23 protein-coding genes and 2 pseudogenes are annotated in these 24,770 nt (G+C 66.0%); 13 read left to right on the forward strand and 12 right to left on the reverse strand.

The annotated features are described in order from the left end of the window. Window positions 1-266: pseudogene (locus AC1D34_RS19030) on the reverse strand (hypothetical protein); the annotation flags it as partial. A 175-nt stretch (window positions 267-441) separates the two neighbouring features. On the opposite strand from AC1D34_RS19030, the gene AC1D34_RS19035 reads away from it, so the two are divergent. From AC1D34_RS19035 to AC1D34_RS19075, 9 genes and pseudogenes are all read left to right on the forward strand, one after another. Next, window positions 442-1,095, forward strand: coding sequence for a TetR/AcrR family transcriptional regulator (locus AC1D34_RS19035; RefSeq protein WP_476825029.1), 654 nt, complete (start codon window positions 442-444; stop codon window positions 1,093-1,095). Beyond that, a complete protein-coding gene (locus tag AC1D34_RS19040; RefSeq protein WP_441507464.1) occupies window positions 1,092-1,856 on the forward strand; it encodes an ABC transporter ATP-binding protein in 765 nt (254 codons plus the stop codon). Before AC1D34_RS19035 ends, AC1D34_RS19040 begins: the two co-directional genes overlap by 4 nt. Next, entirely contained in the window at window positions 1,853-2,578 is a 726-nt protein-coding gene (locus AC1D34_RS19045; protein WP_441492676.1) for an ABC transporter ATP-binding protein, read from the forward strand. The genes AC1D34_RS19040 and AC1D34_RS19045 overlap by 4 nt, the downstream gene beginning before the upstream one ends. 47 nt (window positions 2,579-2,625) lie before the next feature. Next, window positions 2,626-3,831 carry an ABC transporter substrate-binding protein gene (locus AC1D34_RS19050; RefSeq protein WP_476825030.1) on the forward strand — a complete coding sequence of 402 codons (1,206 nt, stop codon included), beginning with the start codon at window positions 2,626-2,628 and terminating at the stop codon, window positions 3,829-3,831. A 19-nt stretch (window positions 3,832-3,850) separates the two neighbouring features. Next, a complete protein-coding gene (locus tag AC1D34_RS19055) occupies window positions 3,851-4,714 on the forward strand; it encodes a branched-chain amino acid ABC transporter permease (RefSeq protein ID WP_441507461.1) in 864 nt (287 codons plus the stop codon). Then, on the forward strand, window positions 4,714-5,628 hold the full coding sequence (locus AC1D34_RS19060; protein ID WP_441492679.1) for a branched-chain amino acid ABC transporter permease: 915 nt from the start codon (window positions 4,714-4,716) through the stop codon (window positions 5,626-5,628). Before AC1D34_RS19055 ends, AC1D34_RS19060 begins: the two co-directional genes overlap by 1 nt. A gap of 15 nt (window positions 5,629-5,643) precedes the next feature. Further along, the gene (locus tag AC1D34_RS19065; RefSeq protein WP_441507459.1) at window positions 5,644-6,132 is read left to right on the forward strand and encodes a GAF domain-containing protein; all 489 of its coding nucleotides are present in this window, start codon (window positions 5,644-5,646) and stop codon (window positions 6,130-6,132) included. A 27-nt stretch (window positions 6,133-6,159) separates the two neighbouring features. Further along, window positions 6,160-7,395, forward strand: a complete 1,236-nt coding sequence (locus tag AC1D34_RS19070; protein ID WP_441507458.1) for a metal-dependent hydrolase family protein — start codon at window positions 6,160-6,162, stop codon at window positions 7,393-7,395. A gap of 129 nt (window positions 7,396-7,524) precedes the next feature. After that, window positions 7,525-7,890, forward strand: a pseudogene (locus tag AC1D34_RS19075) (aminoacyl-tRNA deacylase); the annotation flags it as partial. A 30-nt stretch (window positions 7,891-7,920) separates the two neighbouring features. On the opposite strand, the gene AC1D34_RS19080 reads toward AC1D34_RS19075, so the two are convergent. From AC1D34_RS19080 to AC1D34_RS19110, 7 genes are all read right to left on the reverse strand, one after another. Beyond that, the gene (locus AC1D34_RS19080) at window positions 7,921-9,165 is read right to left on the reverse strand and encodes a Zn-dependent hydrolase (protein ID WP_476825031.1); all 1,245 of its coding nucleotides are present in this window, start codon (window positions 9,163-9,165) and stop codon (window positions 7,921-7,923) included. Window positions 9,166-9,432: 267 nt separating this feature from the next. Further along, window positions 9,433-10,530, reverse strand: a complete 1,098-nt coding sequence (locus AC1D34_RS19085; protein WP_476825032.1) for an ABC transporter ATP-binding protein — start codon at window positions 10,528-10,530, stop codon at window positions 9,433-9,435. A 2-nt stretch (window positions 10,531-10,532) separates the two neighbouring features. Beyond that, a complete protein-coding gene (locus AC1D34_RS19090) occupies window positions 10,533-12,245 on the reverse strand; it encodes an ABC transporter permease (protein ID WP_441492686.1) in 1,713 nt (570 codons plus the stop codon). 158 nt (window positions 12,246-12,403) lie between these two features. Continuing rightward, complete coding sequence (locus tag AC1D34_RS19095) at window positions 12,404-13,741, reverse strand: ABC transporter substrate-binding protein (protein WP_441507456.1); 1,338 nt, start codon at window positions 13,739-13,741, stop codon at window positions 12,404-12,406. Between the two features lie 194 nt (window positions 13,742-13,935). After that, window positions 13,936-15,288 (reverse strand): sigma-54-dependent transcriptional regulator, encoded by a 1,353-nt coding sequence (locus tag AC1D34_RS19100; protein WP_476825033.1) that lies wholly within the window; start codon window positions 15,286-15,288, stop codon window positions 13,936-13,938. Beyond that, window positions 15,285-17,228 carry an ATP-binding protein gene (locus AC1D34_RS19105; protein ID WP_476825034.1) on the reverse strand — a complete coding sequence of 648 codons (1,944 nt, stop codon included), beginning with the start codon at window positions 17,226-17,228 and terminating at the stop codon, window positions 15,285-15,287. The genes AC1D34_RS19100 and AC1D34_RS19105 overlap by 4 nt, the downstream gene beginning before the upstream one ends. Further along, on the reverse strand, window positions 17,225-18,598 hold the full coding sequence (locus AC1D34_RS19110) for an ABC transporter substrate-binding protein (protein WP_476825035.1): 1,374 nt from the start codon (window positions 18,596-18,598) through the stop codon (window positions 17,225-17,227). The genes AC1D34_RS19105 and AC1D34_RS19110 overlap by 4 nt, the downstream gene beginning before the upstream one ends. Before the next feature lie 102 nt (window positions 18,599-18,700). Between AC1D34_RS19110 and AC1D34_RS19115 the strand changes: the two genes are divergently transcribed. The 4 genes from AC1D34_RS19115 to AC1D34_RS19130 all read left to right on the forward strand — a co-directional run bounded on the left by AC1D34_RS19115 (window position 18,701) and on the right by AC1D34_RS19130 (window position 21,839). After that, a complete protein-coding gene (locus tag AC1D34_RS19115) occupies window positions 18,701-19,204 on the forward strand; it encodes a CMD domain protein (protein ID WP_441492691.1) in 504 nt (167 codons plus the stop codon). Beyond that, complete coding sequence (locus AC1D34_RS19120; RefSeq protein WP_441492692.1) at window positions 19,201-19,776, forward strand: peroxidase-related enzyme; 576 nt, start codon at window positions 19,201-19,203, stop codon at window positions 19,774-19,776. The genes AC1D34_RS19115 and AC1D34_RS19120 overlap by 4 nt, the downstream gene beginning before the upstream one ends. 29 nt (window positions 19,777-19,805) lie before the next feature. Next, window positions 19,806-20,873 (forward strand): NAD/NADP octopine/nopaline dehydrogenase family protein, encoded by a 1,068-nt coding sequence (locus AC1D34_RS19125; RefSeq protein WP_441492693.1) that lies wholly within the window; start codon window positions 19,806-19,808, stop codon window positions 20,871-20,873. Window positions 20,874-21,023: 150 nt separating this feature from the next. Further along, window positions 21,024-21,839, forward strand: a complete 816-nt coding sequence (locus AC1D34_RS19130) for a DUF72 domain-containing protein (protein ID WP_441492694.1) — start codon at window positions 21,024-21,026, stop codon at window positions 21,837-21,839. Window positions 21,840-21,845: 6 nt separating this feature from the next. Here the strand turns inward: AC1D34_RS19130 and AC1D34_RS19135 are convergent, their stop codons facing one another. From AC1D34_RS19135 to purH, 4 genes are all read right to left on the reverse strand, one after another. Continuing rightward, a complete protein-coding gene (locus tag AC1D34_RS19135) occupies window positions 21,846-22,313 on the reverse strand; it encodes a YbaK/EbsC family protein (protein WP_441492695.1) in 468 nt (155 codons plus the stop codon). Then, window positions 22,310-22,588 carry a hypothetical protein gene (locus AC1D34_RS19140; protein ID WP_441492696.1) on the reverse strand — a complete coding sequence of 93 codons (279 nt, stop codon included), beginning with the start codon at window positions 22,586-22,588 and terminating at the stop codon, window positions 22,310-22,312. The genes AC1D34_RS19135 and AC1D34_RS19140 overlap by 4 nt, the downstream gene beginning before the upstream one ends. A 3-nt stretch (window positions 22,589-22,591) precedes the next feature. Continuing rightward, entirely contained in the window at window positions 22,592-23,770 is a 1,179-nt protein-coding gene (locus tag AC1D34_RS19145) for a low temperature requirement protein A (RefSeq protein ID WP_441492697.1), read from the reverse strand. A gap of 79 nt (window positions 23,771-23,849) precedes the next feature. Beyond that, window positions 23,850-24,770: bifunctional phosphoribosylaminoimidazolecarboxamide formyltransferase/IMP cyclohydrolase (gene purH, locus AC1D34_RS19150; protein ID WP_476825036.1), on the reverse strand; the 921-nt coding region annotated here is incomplete at its 5' end.

Consider the following 24,770-nt stretch of genomic DNA (forward strand, 5'->3'; position numbering starts at 1 on the left):
TGCTCGGGATCCGCGTCATCCTGCCGGACCAGGACTGCCGGCCAACCGACATAATGCGCAGTTTGCCAGTATGTCGCCGGAGCCAACGCCATCAGCATGGTGACCGTGTCACGATCGATCGCGATGCAGAAGGACCCAGCTTCGTGCCCTGGCGACAGAAACGCCCGGCCCTTCACCTTGACCGCCGGCATGCCGTAGCTGGTTGAAATCCTGGCGCCAGGAAGCGTCAGTGCGTAGGCAACGGCCTCGTCCCAGCTGAACAACATGCCATGGCTCCCTGCAAAATCCGCGGGCAGACCGGCCTTGGCTTTGGCCGGATCCTCAGTGTGTATTGCCGCTTACCCGTTCAGCACGCAACTCAGCATCGTCGCCGTAGAAACAGTCTTGACTGTTTGTAAATGCGATCACAGGCTTGCCCTCGGCTGAAAGTGGAGGGGCAGCTTGACCGGAACCGGCAAGAGGCGATCGCAGAAGGAACGCAGCGCGGACACCTCTGCGCGGCTGATGCATGCGACGATCGATCTGATGCATGATCGCGGGCTCGCACGCACGACCACCCCCGAAATTGCCCGCGCCGCCGGCGTCTCGCGCGGCGCGCTGACGCATCACTTTGCCGGGCGCGAGGCGATCATCACGGCTTCTGTCGCCGATCTGCTCGGGCGTTCCTCGCGCAACCTGCATCGCTTCGCTGAGGCCTTCGCAGAGCGGGGTGGCTCCAGCGACGAGATCGTCGACTACATCTGGCAGATGATGTCGGATCGGCTGTTCTATGTGACCATGGAGTTCCTGCCGGAGGCGCGGCACAATGACGAGTTCCGGGCTGATCTCGTGCCCGTGGTGCGAGAATTCCACGCTGGTCTGGATGCGGTCTGGACCGCACTCGCCGCCCGCACCAAGGTCGATGCGGACCATACCCGCGTGGTGATGAACGCCACGATGTGCCTGGTGCGCGGCATGATCGCCCAGACCGTGCTGCGGAAGGACCCCGCCTATTACGCCGAGATGCTGAATTTCTGGAAGCTTCAGGTCCGCCAGCATTTTCCGACACAGACATTGCCCTCACGCCGGTCGGTTGCAGGGGCACAGGCTTCATGACGCCGCTGCTGACGGTCACGGGCCTGAAGCTCGACTTCTACGGCGTGCATGTGCTGCGCGGTGTCGATCTCGCTGTGCCGGCCGGAAGCTTTACCGGCCTGATCGGCCCCAACGGTGCCGGTAAGTCGACCTTGTTCAATGCTGTATCCGGACTGTACCGGCCCAAGGGCGGTACAGTCGCGCTGGGGCCGAAGGATGCAACGGGCCTGGCACCGGAAGAACTCGTCGCGGCGGGGCTTGTGCGGACCTTTCAACTCGCGCGGGGCTTCCCCAAGCTCAGCGTCTTCCAGCATCTGATGCTCTATGGCGCGGATCAGCCCGGCGAGAATCTGCTCGCGGGGTTGTTCGGCTCTGCTGCGGCGCGCCGCCGCGAAGCCGAGCTGGCAGGGCGCGCCTTCGAGATTGCGCGCCGGCTGAAGCTCGACCACGTGCTTGATAATCCGGTCACGGCGCTGTCCGGCGGTCAGAAAAAACTGGTCGAGATCGGGCGAGCCCTGATGGCCAAGCCGAAAATCCTGCTGCTCGACGAGCCGATGGCGGGCGTCAATCCGAGCCTGGCCGACGAGATCGCCGAGCATCTCGTCGGGCTCAACCGTGAAGGCCTGACGATCTGCCTGATCGAGCATGACATGGCGCTGATCAAGCGCCTCTGCCAACCGGTCGTCGTCATGGCCGAGGGCAGGACCCTGACCCAGGGTTCGTTCGAGGAGGTCGCCGCCGACATCCGGGTGCAGGAAGCCTATCTCGGGAGGCGGCATTGAGCGCGGCTGCGGGCGCCGCCCTGCTCTCGGTCGACGGTGTTGTCGCCGGCTACGGCGCGGCCGAAGAAATTCTCAAGGGCACGTCGCTCAGGGTCGCACCAGGCGAGATCGTTTCGATCATCGGGCCGAACGGGGCCGGTAAATCGACCTTGCTCAAGACCGTCGCGGGGCTGGTTGCGGCGCGCAAGGGCCAGATCAGCCTGAACGGCGCGGATATCACGGCTGCGAATGCGCTTGGCCGGGCGCGGGCCGGCATCGGCTTCGTACCGCAGGAACGCAATGTCTTTGGTGCGATGACGGTTGCCGAGAACCTGGAGATCAGCGGTTTCCAGGATCCCGGCGGAGTCAGGACGCGCAGCGAAGAGATGTATCAGCGCTATCCGATGCTGGCGGAGAAGCGGCGCGCGCTGGCGCGTACGCTGTCGGGCGGACAGCGGCAGATCCTGGCGATGGCGATGGGGCTGATGAATGCGCCGAGCCTGCTGCTGCTCGACGAGCCGACAGCCGGGCTCTCGCCCAAGGCGGCTGATGAACTGTTCGAGGCGATCGTCGCCCTGAACAGGGGGGGCTTGCCGATCCTGATGGTGGAGCAGCACGCGCTCGAAGCGCTCGAAATCTCGACGCGGGGCTATGTGCTCGTCTCTGGCCGCAACAGCCGAGAGGGGGCGGGACCTGCTCTCGCCTCCGACCCCGATATCCGCCGCCTCTTCCTGGGCGGCTGAAGCCGACGCCGACACAGTTCAAGAAACATAAGGACAAGGGGATCACCATGGCTGATTTCATGACGAACCGCCGGACGCTTCTGACGGGTGCCGCCGCGCTCGCCGGTGTCAGTGCGCTACCGAAGCTCGCGCTCGCCCAGGGCGCGCCGATCAGGATCGGCACCCTGACGCCGTTGACCGGCTCGGGTGGTCCCTATGGCCCGGTGATGGTCAAGGCGGTCAAGGCCGTCATCGATGAGGTGAATGCGGCAGGTGGCGTGCTCGGGCGCAAGATCGAGCTGATCTCGGAGGACGACCAGACCAATCCGGAAGCCGGCGTCCGCGCGGCGCGCAAGCTGATCGACGTCGACAAGGTCTCGGCCATTCTCGGCACCTGGGCCTCCTCGGTCACGACCGCGGTCGCGCCGCTCTGCTGGGAATCGAAGACCTTCCTGGCGACCGTCTCGGGCGCGGACTCGATCACGCAGTTGCCGCATCAGGGCTATCTGATCCGCACGCAGCCGACGACGACGCTGCAGGGCCGCAAGTTCGGCGAGTTCGTCATCGCCGAGAAGTCCAAGCGCGTCTTCTTCCTGTCGCCGCAGACGCCCTTCGCCAAGAGCCAGTTCGACAACATCACCGAGGCCGTGAAGAAGGGCGGCGGCGAGACGGCGTCCCTGATCTATGACGACAAGAAGCCTGCCTATCGCACCGAGATCGACGAGGTGCTGCGCTTCAAGCCCGACGCGGTCGTGTTCGGCGGCTATACGCCCGACACCGCCGTGATGCTGAAAGACCTCTTCCGGGCCGGCTTCGGCGGGCTCAAGGTCGCCTTCGGCTATTCGGTGAACCAGAAGCTCGTCGACAGCGTTCCGGCCGATGTCGTCGACAAGACCTACACGATCTCGCCCTCGTCGGCGGAAGGCTCGAAGGCCTATGAGCGCCTGGTCAAGCTGATCGGCGTGGCTTCGCCCGATCCCTACACGACGCAGATCTATGACCAGATCAACCTGGTGCTGATGGCGATCGCGCTGGCCGGCGATGCGTCCGGTACGGCGATCAAGGACACGATCCGCAAGGCGAGCCAGGCGCCGGGCGGTGCCAAGATCGATAATGCGATTGACGGCCTGAAGGCGATCGCAGCCAAGCAGCCCGTCGACTATGACKGCGCCAGCGGCCCGTGCGACTTCACCGAGACCGGCGATATCAGCGACTCGAAGTTCCGCTACGAGCAGGTCCAGGGCGGGAAGATCGTTCTGGTCAAGATCGCCTGATCCCGAAAGACCCGCGCGCGTGACCCTTTTCCTGCAGGCGCTCATCAACGGGTTGATGACTGGGGCGTTGATTGCCGTCCCGGCTGTCGGCTTCTCGGCCATTTTCGCCGTGCTGCGCTATCCCAACTTCGCCATCGCATCCTATGCCACCATTGGCGCCTTTGCCGCATGGTGGGCGAATGTGGTGCTGGGGCTGCCGATTATTCCGGCTCTCGTGATTGCGTTTGCTATCGCCGGAGCCGTCGGCGTGGTCGCGGAGGAGAGTGCGCTCAGCCGCCTGCGCGGGAACGGGGCGCTCATCGTCGCCATCGCCTCGATCGCGCTCAATCTCGTGCTTGAGAATATCGTCCGGTTCGTCTTCGGCAACGACATGCGCGGCTATGACCTGCCCCTGATGCGCGACATGCGCTTCGGCGATCTGCGGATTGGCCCGCAGCAGCTGCAGAGCCTTGCGCTGGCGGTCGTGATCATGGCCGCGATGTTTGCCTTCCTGCGCTATACGCGCTTCGGCAAGGCCATGCGCGCAGTCGCCGACAATCCCGATCTCGCCCGGCTGAAGGGCATCGATCCTGCCCGGATCGCCATCGTCACCGTCTTCCTGGGCGCTGGGCTCACCGGTGTCGGCGGCGTGCTGATCGGCCTTGATACCTCGATCGACCCGCTCACCGGCTATCGCGTGTTGCTGTCGGTCTTCGCCGCCGCGGTGCTCGGCGGGCTCGGCTCGATCCCTGGCGCCGTGGTTGGAGCGCTTGCGCTCGGCATCGCCGAAGAACTGGCGTTGATTGCGGTGCCCGCAACCTATCGCACCGCCGTCGGCTTCATCGCGATCCTGATCATGCTGACCTTCCGTCCACGCGGCATCCTGGGCGAGAGGGCGGTCTGATGTTGTCCTATGTCATCTTCACCCTGACGCTCTGTGGTATCTACGCGCTGCTCGCGCTCAGCCTGAACCTGATCTGGGGCGGCGTCGGACTGGTCAATCTCGGCCTCGCCGGGTTCTTTGCGGTCGGAGCCTATGCTTCTGCGCTGGCGACTGGGGCAGGGGCGCCGGTGCTCTTCGGCTGGACCGCGGCGCTCGCGGTCGGCGCGGTGGTCGGGCTTGTCGTCACATTCGCGACCTTGCGCCTGCGCGACGACTATCTCGCCATCGTCACGCTCGGCTTTGCCGAGGTGATCCGGCTCGTTGCATTGAACGAGCGCTGGCTCACCAAGGGATCCGACGGCATTTCCGGGATCAAGGCGCCTCTGAAGGCCGAGCTCGGCCTCATGGGCTTCAACCTGTTCTATCTCGGTCTGGTCACGCTGATCGTGGCCGGCGTCTGGCTGCTGCTGCGTCGGCTCGACGGCTCGCCCTATGGCCGGGCGATGAAGGCGATCCGCGAGGATCAGCAGCTTGCGGCCTTCGCCGGAAAGACGGTGCTGCGTTTCAAGCTCCAGGCCTTCGCGCTCTCAGCTGCCATCGCGGCATTGGCCGGCGCGCTCTATGCGCATTTCCAGTCCTATGTGTCGCCTGACCATTTCCAGCCGCTGATCACGATCTACATCTTCCTGGCGGTGACTGCCGGCGGTGTCGGTCGCCCGAGCGGCGCGGTCGTGGGCGCTTATCTCGTCGTGATCTTCCTCGAGGCGACGCGCTTCGCCACCGAATGGGTGCCAGGTCTGCAGCCTGTCCAGGTCGCGGCACTGCGCGAGATCCTGGTCGGGCTCGCGCTGATCCTCGTCCTGCACCTGCGGCCGCAGGGGCTCCTGCCCGAACGCATTCCACGTGCACCCAAACCCGTTCCTTTCAAAGCCTGAATCCCGGAGTTCACGATGTCCGATGATCTTGCCGCCCTGTCGCGCCTGCTTGCAGAGCCCGGCCAGCCGGACACGCTGTTCAAGGCCTTCGAGGCTGTGACCAAGCAGCTCGTCGGGCATGAGCTCTTCACCCTGCTCTACGTCGATGGCGAGGAGGTCGCGCGTATCTATTCGAACCGCCCGGCCGAATATCCGGTCTCGGGCCGCAAGACGATGGGGCCGACGCCCTGGGGCGACCATGTGCTGAAGGGGCGCAAGCCCTATCTCGGGCGCGACAAGGCCGGAATCCGCTGGGCCTTCTTCGATCACGTGCTGATCGAGAGCATGGGCCTCGGCTCGGTCATCAATGTCCCGGCGCTCTATGACGGCAAGGTCGTTGGCACGATCAACCTGCTCGCGCCGGAAGGCTTCTATCGCGAGGAGCATGTGCCGCTGGTTGAGCGGCTGGCGCCTCTGCTGGTTCCCGCATTCCTGGCTGCCCGCGCAGCAGCGCGCGCTGTCTGACAGCTCCCATCCGACTGGAGAATTGCCGTGGCTTCCACCCTCTTCACCAATGCCCGCATCGTCGACGGCACCGCGCCGGAGCGCGGTGCACCGGTTTCAGTCCTGGTCGAGGGCGGGACGATCCGCGAGGTCGGCAAGACCGTGTCCGCCGGCAAGGCGAAGGTGATCGATCTGGCGGGCCGGACCTTGATGCCCGGGCTGATCGACGCGCATGTGCATGTCATCGCCGGCGTCGCCGATCTCGGGCGCAATGCGGCGCTGCCGGACTCCCTCGTGACGGTGCGCTCCCTCGTGATCATGCGCGAGATGCTGCTGCGCGGCTTCACCACGGTGCGTGATGTCGGCGGCGCCGATTTCGGGCTGAAGGTTGCGACCGAGGAGGGGCATTTCCCCACACCGCGCCTCGTCATTTCTGGCAAGGCGCTGAGCCAGACCGGCGGCCATGCCGATTTCCGCGGCCGCTATGACGATCGCGAGGCGGTGACGACCCGTCATCGACTCGGCGCTCTCGGCCGCATTTGCGACGGCATCGACCAGGTGCGCCGGGCGGCTCGCGAGGAGCTCAAGGGCGGAGCCGATTTCATCAAGATCATGGCCAATGGCGGCTGTGCCTCTCCGACCGATCCGATCCATTTCCTCGGCTATTCCGTGAGCGAGCTCGAGGCGATCGTCGAGGAAGCCCGGATGGCCGGCACTTATGTCTCGGCCCATGTCTATACGGACGAGGCGATCCGCCGCTGCGTCGAGGCTGGCGTCCACTCGCTCGAACATTGCAACCTGATCCAGGCGGATACAGCCAAGCTCGCCGCCGCGAAGGGCGCCGTCGCCGTGCCGACCCTGGTGACCTATGACAAGCTCGCCAGCGAAGGCGGCAAGCTCGGTTTCCCGCCGGATTCCATCGCCAAGGTCGAGAATGTCCGTGTCGCCGGCATGGATTCGCTCGCCATCATGAGGAAGGCGGGCCTGCCCATGGCCTATGGCAGCGATCTTCTCGGCGAGATGCATCGTCATCAGTCCGAGGAGTTCGTCATTCGCGGCCGCGCCCTGCCGGCGCATGAGGTGATCGGTGCGGCCACCCATGTCGCGGCGAAGCTGCTCGGGCTCGAAGGCAAGATCGGTACGGTCGCGCCGGGCGCCCATGCCGACCTGGTCGTCGTCGACGGCGACCCGCTGAAGGACCTGGCGTTGCTGACCCGCCAGGGCCGGCATATGCCGCTGATCATGAAGGGCGGCGCCTTCATGAAGCGCTCAAGCCTGAGCTGAGGCCGCTGGCGGGCAGACAATCGAGAGGTTCCGGGACGATCGGTTAGCCGAGGCCCGGAGCCCGGATCCACAGCCGCGTGTCAAAGGCTCGCCGGCTCGCACGGGCGGAGCCTGTGCCCCGGCCCTGGCGCGCATGTCCCGGGCAGCAGGCTGGCCAAATCCGTGGTGGTTCACCATGAGAGTGGCTACGTCCTGGCCGTCGTTCCCAGCACACACCGGATCGAACTCTCCACCTTGCAGGATGTGATACACCAGCGGCTCGGCCTCGCCTCGGAGGATGAGGTGAGTTCGCTGTTCGTCGATTGCGACCTGGGTGCGGTTCCGCCGATCGGATCGGCCTATGACGTGCCGGTGATCCTCGATGAAAGCCTTCATGACGCCAGGGACGTCTATTTCGAGGGTGGTGACCACAGGACGTTGGTGCGCGTCAGTGGACCTGACTTTTGCAACCTGATGAAGGATGCGCGGGTCGCTCGCTTCAGCCACCCGTCCTAGACATCGGCATCGCGCGGGGCGACGGAGCCCCTATCGATCGGCACGCGCGACGACGGAGCGCAACAGGACATTCAGTCCGGGCTCCAGATCCTCGCGCGTGCAGAGTTCCAGGTTGTTATGGGTGATGCCGTTTTTGCACGGCGCGAAGATCATCGCCGTCGGAGCATGGCGGGCGACGAAATAGGCGTCGTGCCCGGCCTGGCTCAGGATATCCTGCGTCCGGTAGCCGAGCCCGAGCGAGACAGAGCGGATGCCCTCGATCAGTTCGCCCGAGAAAATCCGTCCGCCCCAGTTCCAGGTGTCGAGGATTTCGGCCGTGCAGCCGCCGCGTGCTGCGGCTTCGCCAATGGCGCGGCGCACGCGCTCGGCCATGACCAGGGTCGTCTCCGCGTCGGGATGGCGGACGTCGCAAACCGCCTGCGCCCAGTCCGACAGGATGCCGGGCTTGTTCGGCCAGGCGACGAGCCGCGAACCTGTCGCCTTGCCGCCCGTGCCGGCGTTCTCCCAGCCGATATCGTCGACCGCAGTGAGAAGGCGCGCGCCGGCTACCAGGGCGTTCCTGCGCCGCTCCATCGGCCAGGGACCGGTATGGGCGGTCTCGCCTCGGAATTCGACGAGCATGCCGCAACTGGGGTAGCCGCCGGTAACGACGCCGACCTGCATGCCCTCGCGGTCGAGAATCGGGCCCTGTTCGATATGGAACTCGAAATAGGCGTCGAAGGCGTGCGGGCTTGCCTCCATCTCGCCGAGATAACCGATGCGCTGCAGCTCCTGGCCGAGGCTGATTCCGTCATCGTCGGTGCGACCGCGGGCCCAGTCCAGTGTGTAGGTGCCGGTGAAGCAGCCCGAGCCGACCATGGGCGGGGAGAAGCGGCCGCCCTCCTCATTGGTCCAGTTCACGATCTCCAGCGGGCGGCGCGTGCGATGGCCGAGCGCATCGAGCGTGCGGCAGACTTCGAGCGCGCCGAGCACGCCGGCGATGCCGTCGAAGCGGCCGCCATTCACCTGCGTGTCGAGATGGCTTCCCATCACGACGGGAGGCAGCGTGTCGTCGCGGCCCTGACGCCGGGCGAAGATATTGCCGATTCCGTCGATGCGGACGGTGAGGCCGGCCTCCCGGCACCAGCCGACGAACTCGTCGCGGACCTGCTTGTCGGCATCCGACAGGGCAAGCCTGGAGAGACCGCCCGGCCGGCCCGGGCCGATCTCGCCCGACCGTTCTATTGTCGTCCAGAAGCGCTCGATGTCGATGCGGGCGGCGGCAGGCGGGCTCATGGCGAAGGTCTCTTGCGCAAGGTCGGCGAGCGATGTCGCGCAAGCAAATAGCCGTCACGGCATCACGGGATGCACCAACTCTGAGCGGCGCGGCACCGTTCTGGCAAATGGATATTCGTCATGGCCTTGCCCGGCGCCGCGCATTGGTCGTGATTCTCGCCAGGGCTGGATCATCTGACGGGATACCGTATCCGGTCCGATGATCCAGGCTTCCGTGCTTGCATCGGCTTTCCCCGAAAACCTCAATTCACTTTCCTGGCCGATGCTTTAGCGCTCCAGCCAGAGCGCGGTTCTCGGCGACAGCGACAGGCTGACGGGTGCCGCGACCTCATGCAGGTCGCCGCCCGACTGGAAGGGCAGGTCGACCGAGACCTCGGTTTCGCCGATCGTGACGCCGTAGCGCATGCTTGAACCCAGGAACTCGCGATGCGCGATCCTGCCCGGCAACGCGACTTGTCCAGCATGCGTGGCGCCTGCGGCACCGAGAGTCGCATGCTGGGGACGAAAGACCAGCTTGGCGCCGGTCGGGACGGCAACATCGCCCGGGATCGGCAGCCTCGCGCCGCCCTTGACCTCGAAGGCGCGTTCGGTGCCGCTGCCGACAACCTTGCCCTCGAGGATATTGGCGGTACCAAGGAAATTCGCGACGAAGAGATTGGCCGGGCGCTCGTAAAGGTCCATCGGGGTGCCGACCTGCTGGACGATGCCCTCGTTCATCACCGCGATGCGGTCGCAGATCGTGTTGGCCTCCTCCTGGTCGTGGGTGACGAAGATCGTCGTCAGGCCGAGGCGCTGCTGCAGGTCGCGCAGCTCGCGCCGCACCTGCACGCGCAGCTTGGCGTCGAGATTGGAGAGCGGCTCGTCGAGCAGCAGGACCTTCGGTTCGACCGCGACGGTGCGCGCGACCGCGACGCGCTGCTGCTGGCCGCCGGAGAGCTGGGATGGGCGCCTGTCGCCGAGATGGCCGAGCCCGACCAGGTCGAGCGCGACCCCGACGCGCCGCTCGATCTCGGCGCGGGCGACGCCGCGCTCCTCCAGACCGAAGGCGACGTTCTTGCGGACCGTCATATGCGGCCAGAGTGCATAGGACTGGAAGACCATGCCGACATCGCGCTTCCAGGGCGGCAGGGTGGAAATGTCCTGGCCGCCGATCCGGACCTGGCCGGTATCGGCCTGGTTGAAGCCGGCGATGAGGCGGAGCAGCGTGGTTTTGCCGCAGCCCGATGGCCCGAGAAAGGCGAAGAATTCACCGGGCCGGATCGCGAGGTTGACGTTCTTCAGCACATGATTGGTGCCGTAGGAGAGATTGATGTCCTCGATATCGACGGCGACGGCTTTGGTAGCGAGCGGTGCGATGGCGTTCATGATCAGTGGCCCATTCCCTTGGCCTTCTGGCTGCGTTCGATGATGAGATGGGAGAGGAAGGTGCAGGCCGCGACGAGGATGACCGCGACGACGCCAAGCGCCGCACCAGGCCCGCGTCCGGCGGCGGACTGCATGAAGACATAGAGCCCATAGGCCAGTGGCGCGTCGGAGTTGGACTGCACCAGCATCAGCGTGGCCGAGAGCTCGACCGCCGCGGTCGAGAAGCTGGTGACGAAGCCGGCGAGAATGCCGCCTGCCATCAGCGGGACGACGACGCGGCGCACTGTCCGGGATTTGGTGGCGCCGAGATTCTCCGCCGCCTCCTCAAGTGAGACCGAGATCTGCTGCAGCGCCGCGTGGCAGGCGCGCAGCGCATAGGGCAGGCGCCGGATCGCGAGCGCCAGCACGATGGTGATCCAGAGCGAGGCGAGCGGCGTGCCGTCCGGCAAGGTGATGCCGTAGAAGGTCCGGAGGTAGCCGATGCCGAGCACCACACCCGGGATCGCCAGTGCCGCCGACGCCGTCCAGTCGAGCCATTCGCGGCCGACCAGCTTCGTCCGCAGCACGAGATAGGCGATCGCCACACCGAGCACGATGTCGATCCCGCCTGCGATGCTGGCATAGATCAGCGTGTTCTTGATGTAGACGGAGCTCTCGCCGAAGACGCGGGCGTAATGAGCGACGGTGAAGGCGTCCGGCAGCGGCGAATAGGACCAGATCGTCGCAAAGGAGAGCAGCAGCAGTCCCAGATGCGGCGCGAGCACCAGCGCCAGGATCAGGATGACGACGCCATAGCCGAAGATGGCCTCGGTCGGTGACATCACACGCTTGGCGAGGCCGCCGCCGCCGCGCTGGGTCGTGGCGTAGTCGCGGCCCTTCAGCGCCAGCGCCGACAGCCACATGGCGACGACCGAGGCGATGATCAGGACGACCGAGATGACATAGCCCATCGGGTCGGCAATCCCGATCGAGGTCACCCGCAGATAGGCCTGCGGCGCCAGCATGTCCTTGACGTTGAGCAGGAGGGGGGTCGCCAGATCGTCGAAGACCTTGACGAAGACCAGCGAGGCGCCGGCGAGATAGCCCGGCATGGCAAGCGGGAAGACGATGCGGCGGAAGAGGCGGAAGCCGGAGGAGCCGAGATTCTGCGCGGCCTCTTCCATGGCCCGGTCGATATTGCGCAGCGCCGCCGAGAGATTGATCAGGATGAACGGGAAATAATGGACCGACTGGACGAAAATGACGCCGTTCAGCCCTTCCATGAAGCCGATCTTGAAGCCGAACCAATCATCCAGCAGCAGGTTGATCGAGCCGTTGCGGCCGAAGAAGAGCTGCATCGCCACGGCGCCGACGAAGGGCGGCATGATCAGGGGCAGGAAACCCAGCGTCTGGACGACCGCAGCGCCGCGGAAGACGAAACGCGTCGTCAGATAGGCCAGCGGCAGTGCGAAGACCGACGCCCAGACCACCGACATGGCCGAGACATAGACCGAGTTCCAGAACGACCGGATGAACAGCTCGGTGCGGAAGAAGTCGTAGAAATTGATCAGCGTGAAGCTGTTCGTACCCTTCTCGGTGAAGGCGACATAGATCACCGTTGCCACCGGCAGCACGAGGAAGAACAGCAGGAAGGCTGCAATGGCCAGCGCGAGCGCGATCTGGCCAGGCGTCGCCGACATGCGTTTGGGGCGCGAGAGCGCGGGGACGGCGGTCATGGGGAGTTCCCGAAAGAGGCTCGATCGATAAAGCCCGCGCCATCATGCCAGACGGCCGCGCGGAGATCCGCGATCCATGCCCGAGCCTCCAATGGGAGGCCGGCATGGATCCCGGCTCTTCACGTCGCTACGGCAGGGATGACGGCAGCGGCGACGGCTCAGCGCGCGAGCTTGAGGGCTTCCTCGGCCTTGGTCTTGGCCTTGGCGTAATTCTCGCGGGCGGCATTGGCCCACTGGCTCTCGAGCTCCGCCTGTCTGGCGCCCTTCTCCTTGCCGCCGGTAAAGGCGCCGCGGAGTTCCGCGCTTGCAGCCTGCGCTTCCGAGACCGGCATGGCTGCGATCAGGTTGCGTGCCTCATCGGCTGCAGCCTTGGCCTGGGCGTTGGGCTTCTTCGCCAGCGCGGCGTCGACCTCGTGCAGCGTCTTGGTGACGCCCTTCAGCGCATCGAGCTGGAAGGAGATCAGCTGGTCGAACAGAGTGTCGACGACAGCGGTCCGGGCTTCGGATTTGTCGACGTCGAAGCCGATCATCTTCTGGAAGCGCGGATCGGTGAAGGGGTTGGGATAGTCGGCGCCGGCCTTGGCATAGACGGCCGGATTGACCGGCAGGCGGCGGATGCCGGGGTCGAGCAGGACCTCCTGGCCGGCCGGCGAGAGCAGGAACTCGACGAAGGCCTCGGCCGCCGCCTTGTTCGGTGGGTTCGCGATGATGCCGACATTGGCAGGCACGACGGTGGTCACGGTCGGGTAGACGAACTTGACCGGGAAGCCGGACGCCTGCGCCGAGAAGGCGAAGAAGTCGATGACGATGCCGACGCCGACCTGCCCGGAGTTCACCGCCTCCGGCACTCCGAACGAACGTTCCGTGATCGAGCGGAAATTGCCCGACATCTCCTTGAGCGTGCGCCAGCCCTTCTCCCAGCCTTCGCCCTGAAGGATGGTCTCGACGGTCAGGTGCGTCGTGCCGGAGCGGGCCGGCGAGGCGATCGAGACATGGTCGTAGAAGGCCGGCTTGGCGAGATCCTGCCAGTCCTTCGGCTCCGGCAGCTTGTTGGCCTTGGCGTAGCGATCATTCCACATGATGCCGTAGCCCGATGCCGCGAAGCCGAAATAGAAGCCCTGCGGATCATTGATCGGATAGGAGCCGATCTTCTCGGGGATGCCGGCCGCCTTGGGCTTGTAGGGCGTCAGCAGCTTCTTGCCCTTGAGCACTTCGAAGGCGTCAGGAGCCGATGCCCAGAAGAGATCGACCTGGTTGTTGGCCTTTGTCTCCTCGACATATTTCACACCGGCATTGGTGTTGCGGTTCTGAACCTCGAGCGTGACGCCCGGAACCGCCTTCTCGAAGGCCTTCTTGATCGGGTCGGTCACGTCCTTGGAGAAGGAGGTGACGACGGTGACCTTGCCGGCCGGGGCCTGGGCGAGGGCGATGGTTGCGAATGACGTGCTGAGCGACAGGCCGAGGGCGGCCGCGAGTGCGACCCTGCGATTGACCATGATTTCCTCCAAGACAGTTTTTGCTCACCCGGCGTCGAGGCCGATGCACATCTGTCAGCAACGACGATGCCAACCGGGCGTCGTGTTGATTATGTTGAGGAAATCCCGGTTCGCGCGCGCAGTTCGCGGTCTCTGCGGGTCGTTGCGGTAACCGTCGCGTCGAGGGGATGGGTCAGGACGGTAACATCGCCACGTCAGTCGGGAAGCGCTGCCGCGCCACTCAATCCGTAGCGGCGCATCTTGAGGTAAAGGGTCTTGCGGGTGATGCCGAGGGCGGCTGCCGTGACGCCGATCCGGCCGCCATGGCGTTTCAACGCCGCGCCGATCACCTCGGCTTCGGCGAGCGCGATCTGTTCTTCCAGCGTCAGTTCGGCGCTCGATGGTCCGGCGACGGTCTCGTGATCATCGAAATCCTCGTCCATCCCCAGCAGGCTGCGTTCGGCGGCGTTGCGCAATTCGCGGACATTGCCGGGCCAGTCCTGCCGTGACAGGCGCTGCAGCAGATCGCGGCCGAGCGGCGGGGCGGAGCGGCCGACGCGAGCGGCGGCGAGCCCGAGGAAGTGCTGGAACAGCAATGGAATGTCCTCGCGCCGATCGCGCAGGGGCGGCAGGCGAAGCGTCACGACATTGAGGCGATAGACGAGGTCCTCTCTAAATCCGCCGGCCTTGGCCAATGCAGCGAGGTCCGCCTTTGTTGCCGCGACGATGCGGATATCGACCGCGATCTCGCGGTTGGAGCCGAGGCGTTCGATGCGTCGCTCCTGGAGCGCGCGCAGCAGCCGGACCTGCGCGGCCATCGGCATCGACTCGATCTCGTCGAGAAAGAGCGTGCCGCCGCTGGCATGCTCGATCTTGCCGATGCGCCGCTCGCGCGCACCGGTGAAGGAGCCGGCCTCATGGCCGAAAAGCTCGCTCTCGATCATGGTTTCGGGAATGGCGCCGCAGTTCACCGCGACGAAGCGGCCGCTGCGGCGCTTGCCGAGATCGTGCAGTGCGCGGGCCGCGACCTCCTTGCCGGTCCCCGTTTCGCCGAAGAGCAGTACATCGGCATCGGCATCGGCCATGAGGGTCAGCCGCTGCCGCAAACGGACGATCGCCGGCGAGGCGCCGACAAGCCGTGCGATCCACGGGTCGTCGGGGGTGGCTCCGGCACGCAGCTGCCGGTTTTCGATGATCAGCCGGCGGTAATCGCTCGCCCGGCGGACGGTCTCGGTGAGGAGCACGGGATCGGCCGGCTTCTCGACGAAATCCCAGGCGCCGTCGCGGATCGCCTTCACCGCCATGGGGACGTCGGCATGGCCGGTGACGAGCACGACCGGAATTTCCGGGTCGATCGCCCTGACCGCCGCCAGCAGGCCAAAGCCGTCGCGGCCAGGCATCCGGACATCGCTGACCAGAACGACGGGGCTGTCGCGGGTCAGCAGGGGAAGGGCTGCGTCGGCCGAGCGCTTTGCCGCGACCTCGAAGCCTTCGAGCTCCAAGGTCAGCCGGCAGGCCTCGAGAACCTCGGCATCGTCGTCGACGAGAACAATCCTTGGCGCATTCATGCGTCAATTTCCATGGCAGCCATTGCGCGGTTCGGCAGGGCTTCGAGCATAATCAGAAAGCGTGTGCCGGCGGGACCGGAACTGGCGACGGCGAGCGTGCCGCCAAGGTCCTTGATGATGTTGTAGGAGAGCGAGAGGCCGAGGCCGAGCCCCGAGCCGACCGGCTTGGTCGTGAAGAACGGGTCGAAGATTCGCTCCAGATGCGCGCGGTCGATGCCGGGCCCGTTATCCTCGACCCAGATCTCGACGGCCTTGCCGCGTTGGGCCGCGCCGATCGCGAGCGTCGGGTCCGGCCGGCCGGCGATGGCATCGAGGGCATTGGCGATGAGGTTGACTAGGACCTGTTCCAGCCGGATTTCCTCGGCGCGGACATAGAGCCTTTCGCCTGGCATGTCCTGCTTCAGCGTCACCTGCCCGGCATCGAGACGCGGACCGAAGAGCGACAGCGCCGTCTCGACCACACCGCCGACCTCGACGGGAGAAAGCGTCACGCCCGGCTTGCGGGCAAAGCGCCTGAGGTGAGCAATCAAGTCGGCGGCGCGCGTTGTCAGCGCCTGGATGCGCATGATGGCGTGGCGGGCCTCGTCTGGACGCTCGCGCTCCAGCAGCAGCACGCCGTTATGGGCATGGGAGCGAATCGCCGCCAGCGGCTGGTTGAGTTCGTGGCTGAGGCCGGCAGCCATCTGGCCGAGCGCGGCGAGCTTGGCCGCCTGGATCAGGTCGTCGCGGGTCTGCCGGAAGACCGCGAGCGCCMGGGCGAGGTCGCCGAGCTCGTCATTGCCGGCGTGGGGCAAAACAGCAGAGGACTGCCCGCTGGCGATGCTGGTCGCGGCTTCGGCGAGCACGCGCAGCCGCGCGACGAGATGCCGGCGGACATAGAACCAGCCGATCAGAAGGGCTCCGATCAGCGAGGCGGCGGCGATCGCCAGGAGCAGGTTGCGGCCGAGCCTGATCGCTGTAGCCGAACGCTCGGCAGCGGCCTTCGCGGTTGCTTCCGTTCTCTGGACCTCCTGGGAGACCAGTGTGCCGAGCTCGCTGACCAGCCGTCGGCTTTCCGTGATCAGGCGTTGCGCGTCGGCCTGGGCCGCCAGCTCGGCACGCTTGATGGCGGGCAGTCCGGTGCCGGCATCGGCAAGTCCGATCAGCCGTTGGGCAATCTGCCTGACGGTAATGGTATCGGGCCAGCCATTCAGTGCCCTGGTCTCGATTTCGAGCTGGTCGACCGCCTCGCCGATGACGTGGCCCGTCTGCTCCATATCCTCGCGGGTGCGGACCACGCCGAGCCGCCCGTAAAGTCCGACGATCAGGTTCGCCTGGGCATTCAGCGTCATCAACGCCGCGCTCTTGCGGGTCTCCTCGCGAATGGCATTCGGCTTGGCCGCGCTTGGTGCATCGGTTCCGGCCTGGCCGAGCGCCGTCTCGATATTGAAGCGGGCATCGTCGGTGAGCGGCTCGATTTCGTCGAGGAGATCGGCCTGGAGCCAGCGCAGTTCCTCACCGATGGCGCGATTGCGCTCGCCAAGCGGGAAGCGTCGCTCCGAGACCGCATCGATGGCTTTGAGATTGCTGCGGATTTCCGTCGCAACCGCGGCGAGGGCGGGCGAGGCGAACCCTCCCTCGGCCCGCTCAGCCAGGACCCGGTCGAGCTCGTCCAGCCGTTCTCCGACAAGTCGTCGGCTGCGTTCATAGGCGTCGCGCCGCTCGGCATTGGCAAGCTCGGGCATGCTGGCGATGACGCGCGCGCTGGCTTCGGCGAGCCTCGCCGAAGAGGCCAGGCCCGGCAGATGATCGCGGGCGATGGCCGCCAGTTCCGTGCTCAGGCGCTCATAGGAGATGACGCCGACGATGCCGGCGCCGACGGCGAACAGACCGACGCCGAGAAAGGCGGCGATCAGGCGTTCGCCGATGCCGAAACGTCGGTCTCGCCAGAGGCGCCTCATGGCAGCCCTCCGGCCAGCCCGTCATCCGCGTTGGTCCACCCTGCGGCGGCGAGCCGTTCGGCAGCCTGTCGCAACCTGACTGTGGCGTCAGCGGCCTGGGCTGCTATTGCGCTGCGGATCTCGGCTTCGATACGCGCCTGTGCCTCTGGAACGGCCAGGCCCCGAGGCACACGCACAAGATCGCGAAAGCGTTCGGGCTGGCCGAGTTCCGAGGCGGAGATGGGCGGCCGCACCAGCGCTCCGCGCGCTTCGGTCACGAGGCGGGCGGCCTGCCCGTCGGGATAGGCGAGAAGCGCGGCCTCCAGCCCCTGGAGGCTGCGCCAGAGCCGGGCATGCTCCGCGCGGCGGAAGGTGATCCACTCGTCGAAGATGATGTTGACCAGTTCGTAGCGGCCGGCCGACAGCCCGGCATCGAAGCGTGTCCGGTTGAAGAGGCCCGACAGGTCCGAAAGATGCGGCGGCGCCTCGTCGGCACCATAGGCAGCCGGTGAGACAGCAAGCCGGCCGATCCGCGGCTCGCGCAGCAGTTTCTGGCCCTCGGGCGAGAGCACGAAGTCGATGAAGAGCTCGGCTTCCTTCGGATTGGGTGACGTTGCCAGCCGTGCGATGCTGGCTGGTGCAAAGAGCGTCTCCTCCGGCAGCAGGAAGCGGCTGGTCTCGCCCTCCGCGCCGGCGGTTTCTGCCAGGAAATCGATCGAGATACCGATGCCGAAGCGGCCGCGCGACACACCGGCCGTCACGCCGAAACTGCGCGCCGTGATGGTGGCGAGATTGCCCCCGATCTCGGACCAGAGCGCCCAGCCACGTTCCCAGCCGAGCGATTGCAGCAGGGCTTCGACCATCAGGTGCGTCGTGCCGGAGCGGGCCGGCGAGGTCAGGCCGATATGGCCGGCATAGGCGGGGGCGGCAAGGTCGGCCCAGTTGCGCGGTACCGGGAGCCCACGCGCCGCAAGATAGGACGGGTTGTAGACCAGCCCGTAGCCCGAGACGGCGAAGCCGAGATAGTGCCCATCCGGATCATTGACGGGATAGCCTGCGATGGTCTCGGGGGCGCCGGTCGCCCGGGCCTGCAGCGGTGCCAGCAGCCTGGTCCGTTTCAGCAACTCGAAGGCGTCGGGGGCCGAGGCCCAGAACAGATCGGCCTCCTGACGCTGCTGCGTCCGGATATCCGCAACGGCTGCGGTGGTCTTGCGCTGCACGACCTCGACCGCGATGTCCGGGTGCCGATTGCGAAATGCCGTCCGGAAGGGCTCGAAGAAGGCGGGCGGGAACGAGGTGATGATCTGGACGCGGCGAGCTTCTGCCGGGCCGGCGGCAAGCCAGGCGGAAGCCGCAAGGGCAAGGCAGAGACGTGCCGCGCGTCGGATCATGAATCTGTCATATAGCCGGCAACCGGACCCGCATAGATCGACGGGTGGACCTTCGCCTTCGCCGATCCTAAACATCGCTCGTCACGGCGAGGGGAGATGGGATTGAGCGGGACGAATCTGATCGAGAGCCTGGCGGGGCTGAAGGCGGGCTCCCAACTTGCGGACGCCGTATCAGAGCGCTCCGGGATCATGGAGATGAGCCAGGCCAGCCATGACGCGGTCCTGCTGCCGCGCGAGCCGGGCGGTCTGAGCCATGCCGAACGTGCGGCGCTGGCGGTCAGGATGGCCCGATGGAACGGGGATTCCGGGCTGGCCGCTCACTACCGGGAACTGCTCGGCCAAGCCGGAGAGACCTCCGCGCTGGCGGCGATCGCTTCGGGCGCGGCCCTTGAGCAACTCGGCGCGGATGCGCGGCTCATCGCGGTCACGCGTCATGTCGACATCCTGACGAAGACGGTCAAGGACGCGACGCGGGCGGATATCGAGGCGCTCAAGGCGGCAGGCATCGCGGAGCCCGACATCGTCCGGCTCGCCGAGCTTGCTGCCTTCGTCAATTACCAGGTCCGCGTGATTGCCGGCCTGCGGCTGCTGGAGGAGGTCCTGTGAGCGCTCCGGTCCATGAGTTCACGGCCGAGGTGCCGCGCTGGTCGCCCTATGTCACGCCGGTCGCGCTCGAGGACGCGACGCCGGAGCAGCTCGATGCGCTGCAGATCACGCCGTCGAACAAGAAGGTTTCGGCCTATGTCCTCACGCTCGCGCATGATCCCGAATCCCTGAAGGTGCGCTCGCCGCTCTTCAACGCCATCATGTATGGCAGGGGCGGACTGTCCTCGGCCGAACGGGAGCTTGGGGCAGTCGGCGCCTCGATCGTCAATCGCTGCGTCTACTGCGCGGCAGTGCATGCCTCGCGCTTCAACCAGTTGACGAAGCGGACAGACGTGATCGAAGCAATCTTCGCCGATGGCGTCGATGCCGAGCTGGAGGAACACCAGCAGGCGATCTTCGATTTCGCGGTCAGGCTCTCGAAGACGCCGTCCGAGGCGACACCGGCGGATATTGCCGCGTTGCGCGATCTTGGACTGTCGAAGCTTGAAATCCTCGACCTGATCCTTTCCGCCTCGATCTTCGGCTGGGCCAACCGGCTGATGCATACGCTCGGCGAACCGGTTCGCGACTGAGCCGTCCACGCAGCAAGAGTCCATCGAACATGCGTGTCGCCATCATCGGCTCCGGCGGTATCGGCCGAGGCTATGCCGCCTATCTGACGCAACATGGGCATCAGCCGGTGCTGTGGTCGCCGAGCGGAGTGGCCCTCTCGGATTTCGCCGGGCGCGCGGAACTGACGGTAACCGGGAAGATCGTCGCATCCTTGCCCATCGCGGTCGCGCAGAGCTGTGCGGACGCCGTGGCGGGCGCCGAAACCGTCATCGTGGCGGTGCCGGCCAATGGCTTCCGAACCGTGCTGGAAACGCTTTCGGAGCATCTGCATCACGGCCAGAGCGTGGTCATCAGCGCGCATAGCTCCTTTGCCGCACTCTATCTGCATGACCTGTTGGCGAAGCGCGGGATCACGCTGCCGATTGCCGCCTGGGCGACGACCGCGCTGACCGCGCGCAAGACGGGGCCGCGCAGCGTCAACATCTCCGGCATCCGTGCCCGGCTCGACGTCGCGACCGGGCCGCGACGCTTCGCAGCGGAGGGGCACTCGATCTGCCAGGCATTGTTCGGCGATCGGTTCGAGCCCCGTGAAGACCTGCTCGCCATCATGCTGAGCAACCTCAATCCGCCCGGGCATATGGCGAGCATGCTGTGCAATCTGACCCGCGCGGAACAGGGCGAGGATTGGCCGAATTACGGGAGCACGACGCGCGGCGTCGGCCGCATCATCGATGCGATGGACGCGGAGCGGCTCGCGCTTGCGGCGGCCTTCGGACTCGCGGTGCGCAGTGTGCAGGATCACTATGCCCTGTCCTTCGGCGTCACGCCTGGCCCTGTCGGCGAGATGGCTACCGCGGTCTATGCCATGCGCCCGGAGCTGATGGGGCCGAAGACGCTCGATACCCGCTTCATCACGGAGGACGTGCCCTTCGGGCTCGTGCCGCTCGAACTGCTCGGCGCCATCACGGGCGTGGCAGTGCCGTTGCATCAGGCCGGCATCGCGCTGTTCAATGCGGTCTGCGCGCGGGATTTCAGGGCGGAGAACGATCTCCTGCCGTTGCTGGATCTGGGCGGCCTGGACGCCGCTGGTCTGCACAAGCGGTTGCGCGACGGCTGAGGCCGGGTCGTCGAACGTCTGCTGACAGGCGCTGACAAGCCGTTTGGCCACGATATGACGAGACGGGTTGGGACGGCTCTCCGAAAGCGGGTGGTCTCAATGCCCGTTTGCGACAAGAATGCCGCCAGCCAGCTTGAACGAGGAGCCGTCATGTCCGCAGCAGCAAAGGGCGCCATCAGGATCGGCATCGGAGGCTGGGTTTTCGAGCCTTGGCGCGGCAGCTTTTACCCTGACGGTCTCTCCCAGAAGCGCGAGCTCGAATATGCCAGCAGCAAGCTGACTTCGATCGAGATCAACGGCACCTATTACGGCTCGCAGAAGCCCGAAAGCTTCGCCAAATGGCGCGAGGAGACGCCGGACGGCTTCGTCTTCTCGTTGAAGGGTTCACGCTATATCACCAACCGCCGCGTGCTTGCGGAAGCTGGCCCCTCGATCGAGAAATTCATCACGGGCGGCGTGCTGGAGCTCAGGGAGAAGCTCGGCCCGATCAACTGGCAGTTCATGGCGACCAAGGCCTTCGACCCGGTGGATTTCGAAGCTTTCCTGAAACTGCTGCCGAAATCCGTCGAAGGCCGCGCGCTCCGCCACGCCGTCGAGGTTCGCCATGACAGTTTTCGCTCGCCGGACTTCGTCGCGCTGCTGCGCGAATACGGCGTAGCGGTCGTCACTGCWGCGGATTCCAAATACACGCAGATTGCCGATCCGACGGCGCCTTTCGTCTATAGCCGCATCATGGGCACGCAGGAGGCCGAACCAAACGGCTATTCGGCCACAGACCTAGACGCCTGGGCCGAGCGCGCCCGTCGCTGGGCGGAAGGCGAGGTGCCGAAGGATCTCGACACAGTCGCGACGCCCGCAGGAGTGCAGGGCGGCCGCGATGTCTTTTTATATGTCATCAGCGGCGACAAGATCCGCAACCCGGCTGCCGCAATGGCCTTGATCGAGCGCGTCGGCGGCAAGGGCTGAGGCCCGTCAGGCCGGTTCCTGGCAGACATCGACCCATTCGGCCTTGGTCAGCTCGACCATGCGTTGTGGGCTGATGCGGAGCGCGCTCTGGGCGGATCCGGCAGCCGGCACGACTTCATCGAAAGCCTTCAGCGTGATGTCGCAATAGACCGGTAGCGGGGAGGCAAGCCCGAAGGGGCAGACGCCTCCGACCGGATGGCCGGTGATCTCGGTGACCTCGCCGAGATCGAGCATGCGCGGCTTGCCGCCAAAGGCCGCCTTGGCCTTGCGGTTGTCCAGCCGTGCATCGCCGCGCGCGACGACCAGCACGACCCGCTCGCCGATCCGGAGCGAGAGCGTCTTGGCGATCTGCGCCGGCTCGACGCCATGAGCCGCCGCGGCTAGCGAGACCGTCGCACTGCTCTCTACAGTCTCGATTATGGCGATGTCCGGCGCGTGCTCCGCGAAGAACGAGCGAACCGATTCGAGACTCATGCCGAGGCCTTTCCAAAGAACCAGCGTAGCAGCAGCGCGATCGCCATCGGGATGCCGAAGACGATGAGCAGGATCGGAGCCTCCTCGAGAACCGTGTAGCCGGCGCGGGTCACGCCAACGACGAGATTGATCAGCGAAACCGCGAGCCAGAGCGGAATGAACAGTTTGACCGCATAGGCGATGGGGTGCGCGCTGCTGCGGTTCACCCGCGGCGCCAGGAACAGCAGCAGGCCGAGCAGCGCAAAGCCGGCCGAGAGCATCTTCATCGTATGCATGCGTCAGGCCTCCTTCGGCCGAAGCGAGAGCGTTTCCCAGGCCGCGACCAGGACCAGGATGAGCGTTGCACCGAAGCTCAGCGCGAGCGGCGGCAGGATCGCGCCCGTCGGAGCCCAGAGGACCAGCAGTCCAAGCCCGACGAGGTGGGACAGCGGATACCATCCTGCCGTGGCCTTCTTGAAGAGCAGATTTCCGATCACGTAGAAGATCGGCCCCGCGATGACGGCGATCGCCACCTTGAGCTCGGTGTGGCCGGTCGGGTGCGCGAGCACGAACTCGTCGCCGACGGCGACCAGGATGATTCCGGCGACGAGGAGCAGAGGGATGAAGGTGTAGGCGCTGCGAGCCAGCGAGCCCGGATCTTCCGCCATGGAGATGCGCTGGCTGCCGCGCTCGGCGCCGACATGAAAATACAACCACCACATCGCGACGGAGCTGAGAAAGGCATTGGCGAAGGCAAGCGAATTGGGCAGCGTTGCTGCCAGCTTCGATGCGGTGGCGCCCGTCACCAGTACGGATTCACCGAGCGCGATGATGATGAAGAGCGCGCATCGTTCGGCAAGATGCGCGCCTTCGATATCCCATTCGGCGGTGCTGGAGCGGCCGAGACCCGGCACCCTGAAGCCGATCCAGGGCGCGCCATATTCAAGCGCAAGTGCGAGCGCCCAGAACCCGAAGCGGAGACCGCCATCGGCTAATCCGCCGATGATCCAGAACACGCCGGACAGCGCGAACCAGAGGCATATGCGTTGGAAGTTCCGGTAGTTGGCGGGGCTGCGGCCCCGTAGGCTGATCAGCGTGAAGACGCTGCGTCCAAGCTGCATCGCGACATAGGCGCAGGCGAAGATCAGGCCGCGATCCTCGAATGCGCCCGGCAGCGAGGTCGTGAGCGCCAGGCCGATGAACATCAGCACGAACAGCATCAGACGGACCGGCGTCGAGTCGGGGTCGAGCCAGTTGGTCACCCAGCTCGTGCAGACCCAGGCCCACCAGACCGCGCCGAGCAGCAGCGTGGCCTGGGCGAGCCCAAGCAGCGTGAAATGCTCCAGCAATGTGTGCGAGATCTGCGTGATCGCGAAGACGAAGACGAGATCGAAGAACAGCTCGACGAAGCTGACCTTGGCGTGTTCGTGTGCAACGCGCGTCCGCAAGGGCGTGCGCCGCTGATGGGTCTGCGTCATGCCGGCCTCGCTCGCGACGCCGGCAGAATAGGACCAGGCCGCGCCCGTGGTCGAGAGCGGCCCTTGCGGCGTCCGCGCCTCAGTGGCGGAAGTGGCGATGGCCGGTGAAGACCATGGCGAGGCCGGCCTCGTCGGCCGCCTTGATCACTTCGTCGTCGCGCATCGAGCCGCCGGGCTGGATCACCGCCGTGGCACCGGCCTCGGCCGCGGCAAGCAGGCCGTCGGCGAAGGGGAAGAAGGCGTCGGAGGCCACGACCGAGCCCTTGGCGAGGCTCTCGGCAACGCCAGCAGCCTTCGCAGCCTCGCTCGCCTTCCAGGCCGCGATGCGCGAGGAATCGACGCGGCTCATCTGGCCCGCGCCGATGCCGACAGTCGCCTGACCCTTCACGTAGACGATGGCGTTCGACTTGACGTGCTTGGCGACGCGGAAGGCGAAGCGAAGATCGGCGAGCTCGGCCTCGCTCGGCGCGCGCTTGGTCACGACCCGCAGTTCCATGTCGTCGACGACGGCGTTGTCCCGAGCCTGTGCGAGAAAGCCGCCGGAAACGGTGCGCAGCGACAGCCCGCCGCCGCGCGGATCGGGCAGGCCGCCGGTCAGCAGCAGCCGCAGGTTCTTCTTGGCGGCGATCATTGCGATTGCCTCGTCATCGGCCTCGGGCGCGATGATCACTTCGGTGAAGACCTCGACGATCTTCCGTGCCGCCTCGGCATCAAGCCTGCGGTTGAGCGCGACGATGCCGCCGAAGGCCGAGACCGGGTCGCAAGCCAGCGCCTTCTCATAGGCCTCGAGCAGCGATCTGCCGCTGGCGACGCCGCAGGGATTGGCGTGCTTGACGATGACGCAGGCGGCCGAGACTGCAGGATCGAACTCGGCGACGCATTCGAAGGCGGCGTCAGTGTCGTTGATGTTGTTGTAGGAGAGCTGCTTGCCCTGGACCTGGCGGGCAGTCGCGACACCGGGGCGCTGCTCGGGGGTGCGGTAGAACGCGGCCCATTGATG

The sequence above is a fragment of the Allobosea sp. P1_A7 genome (genome assembly GCF_056406775.1).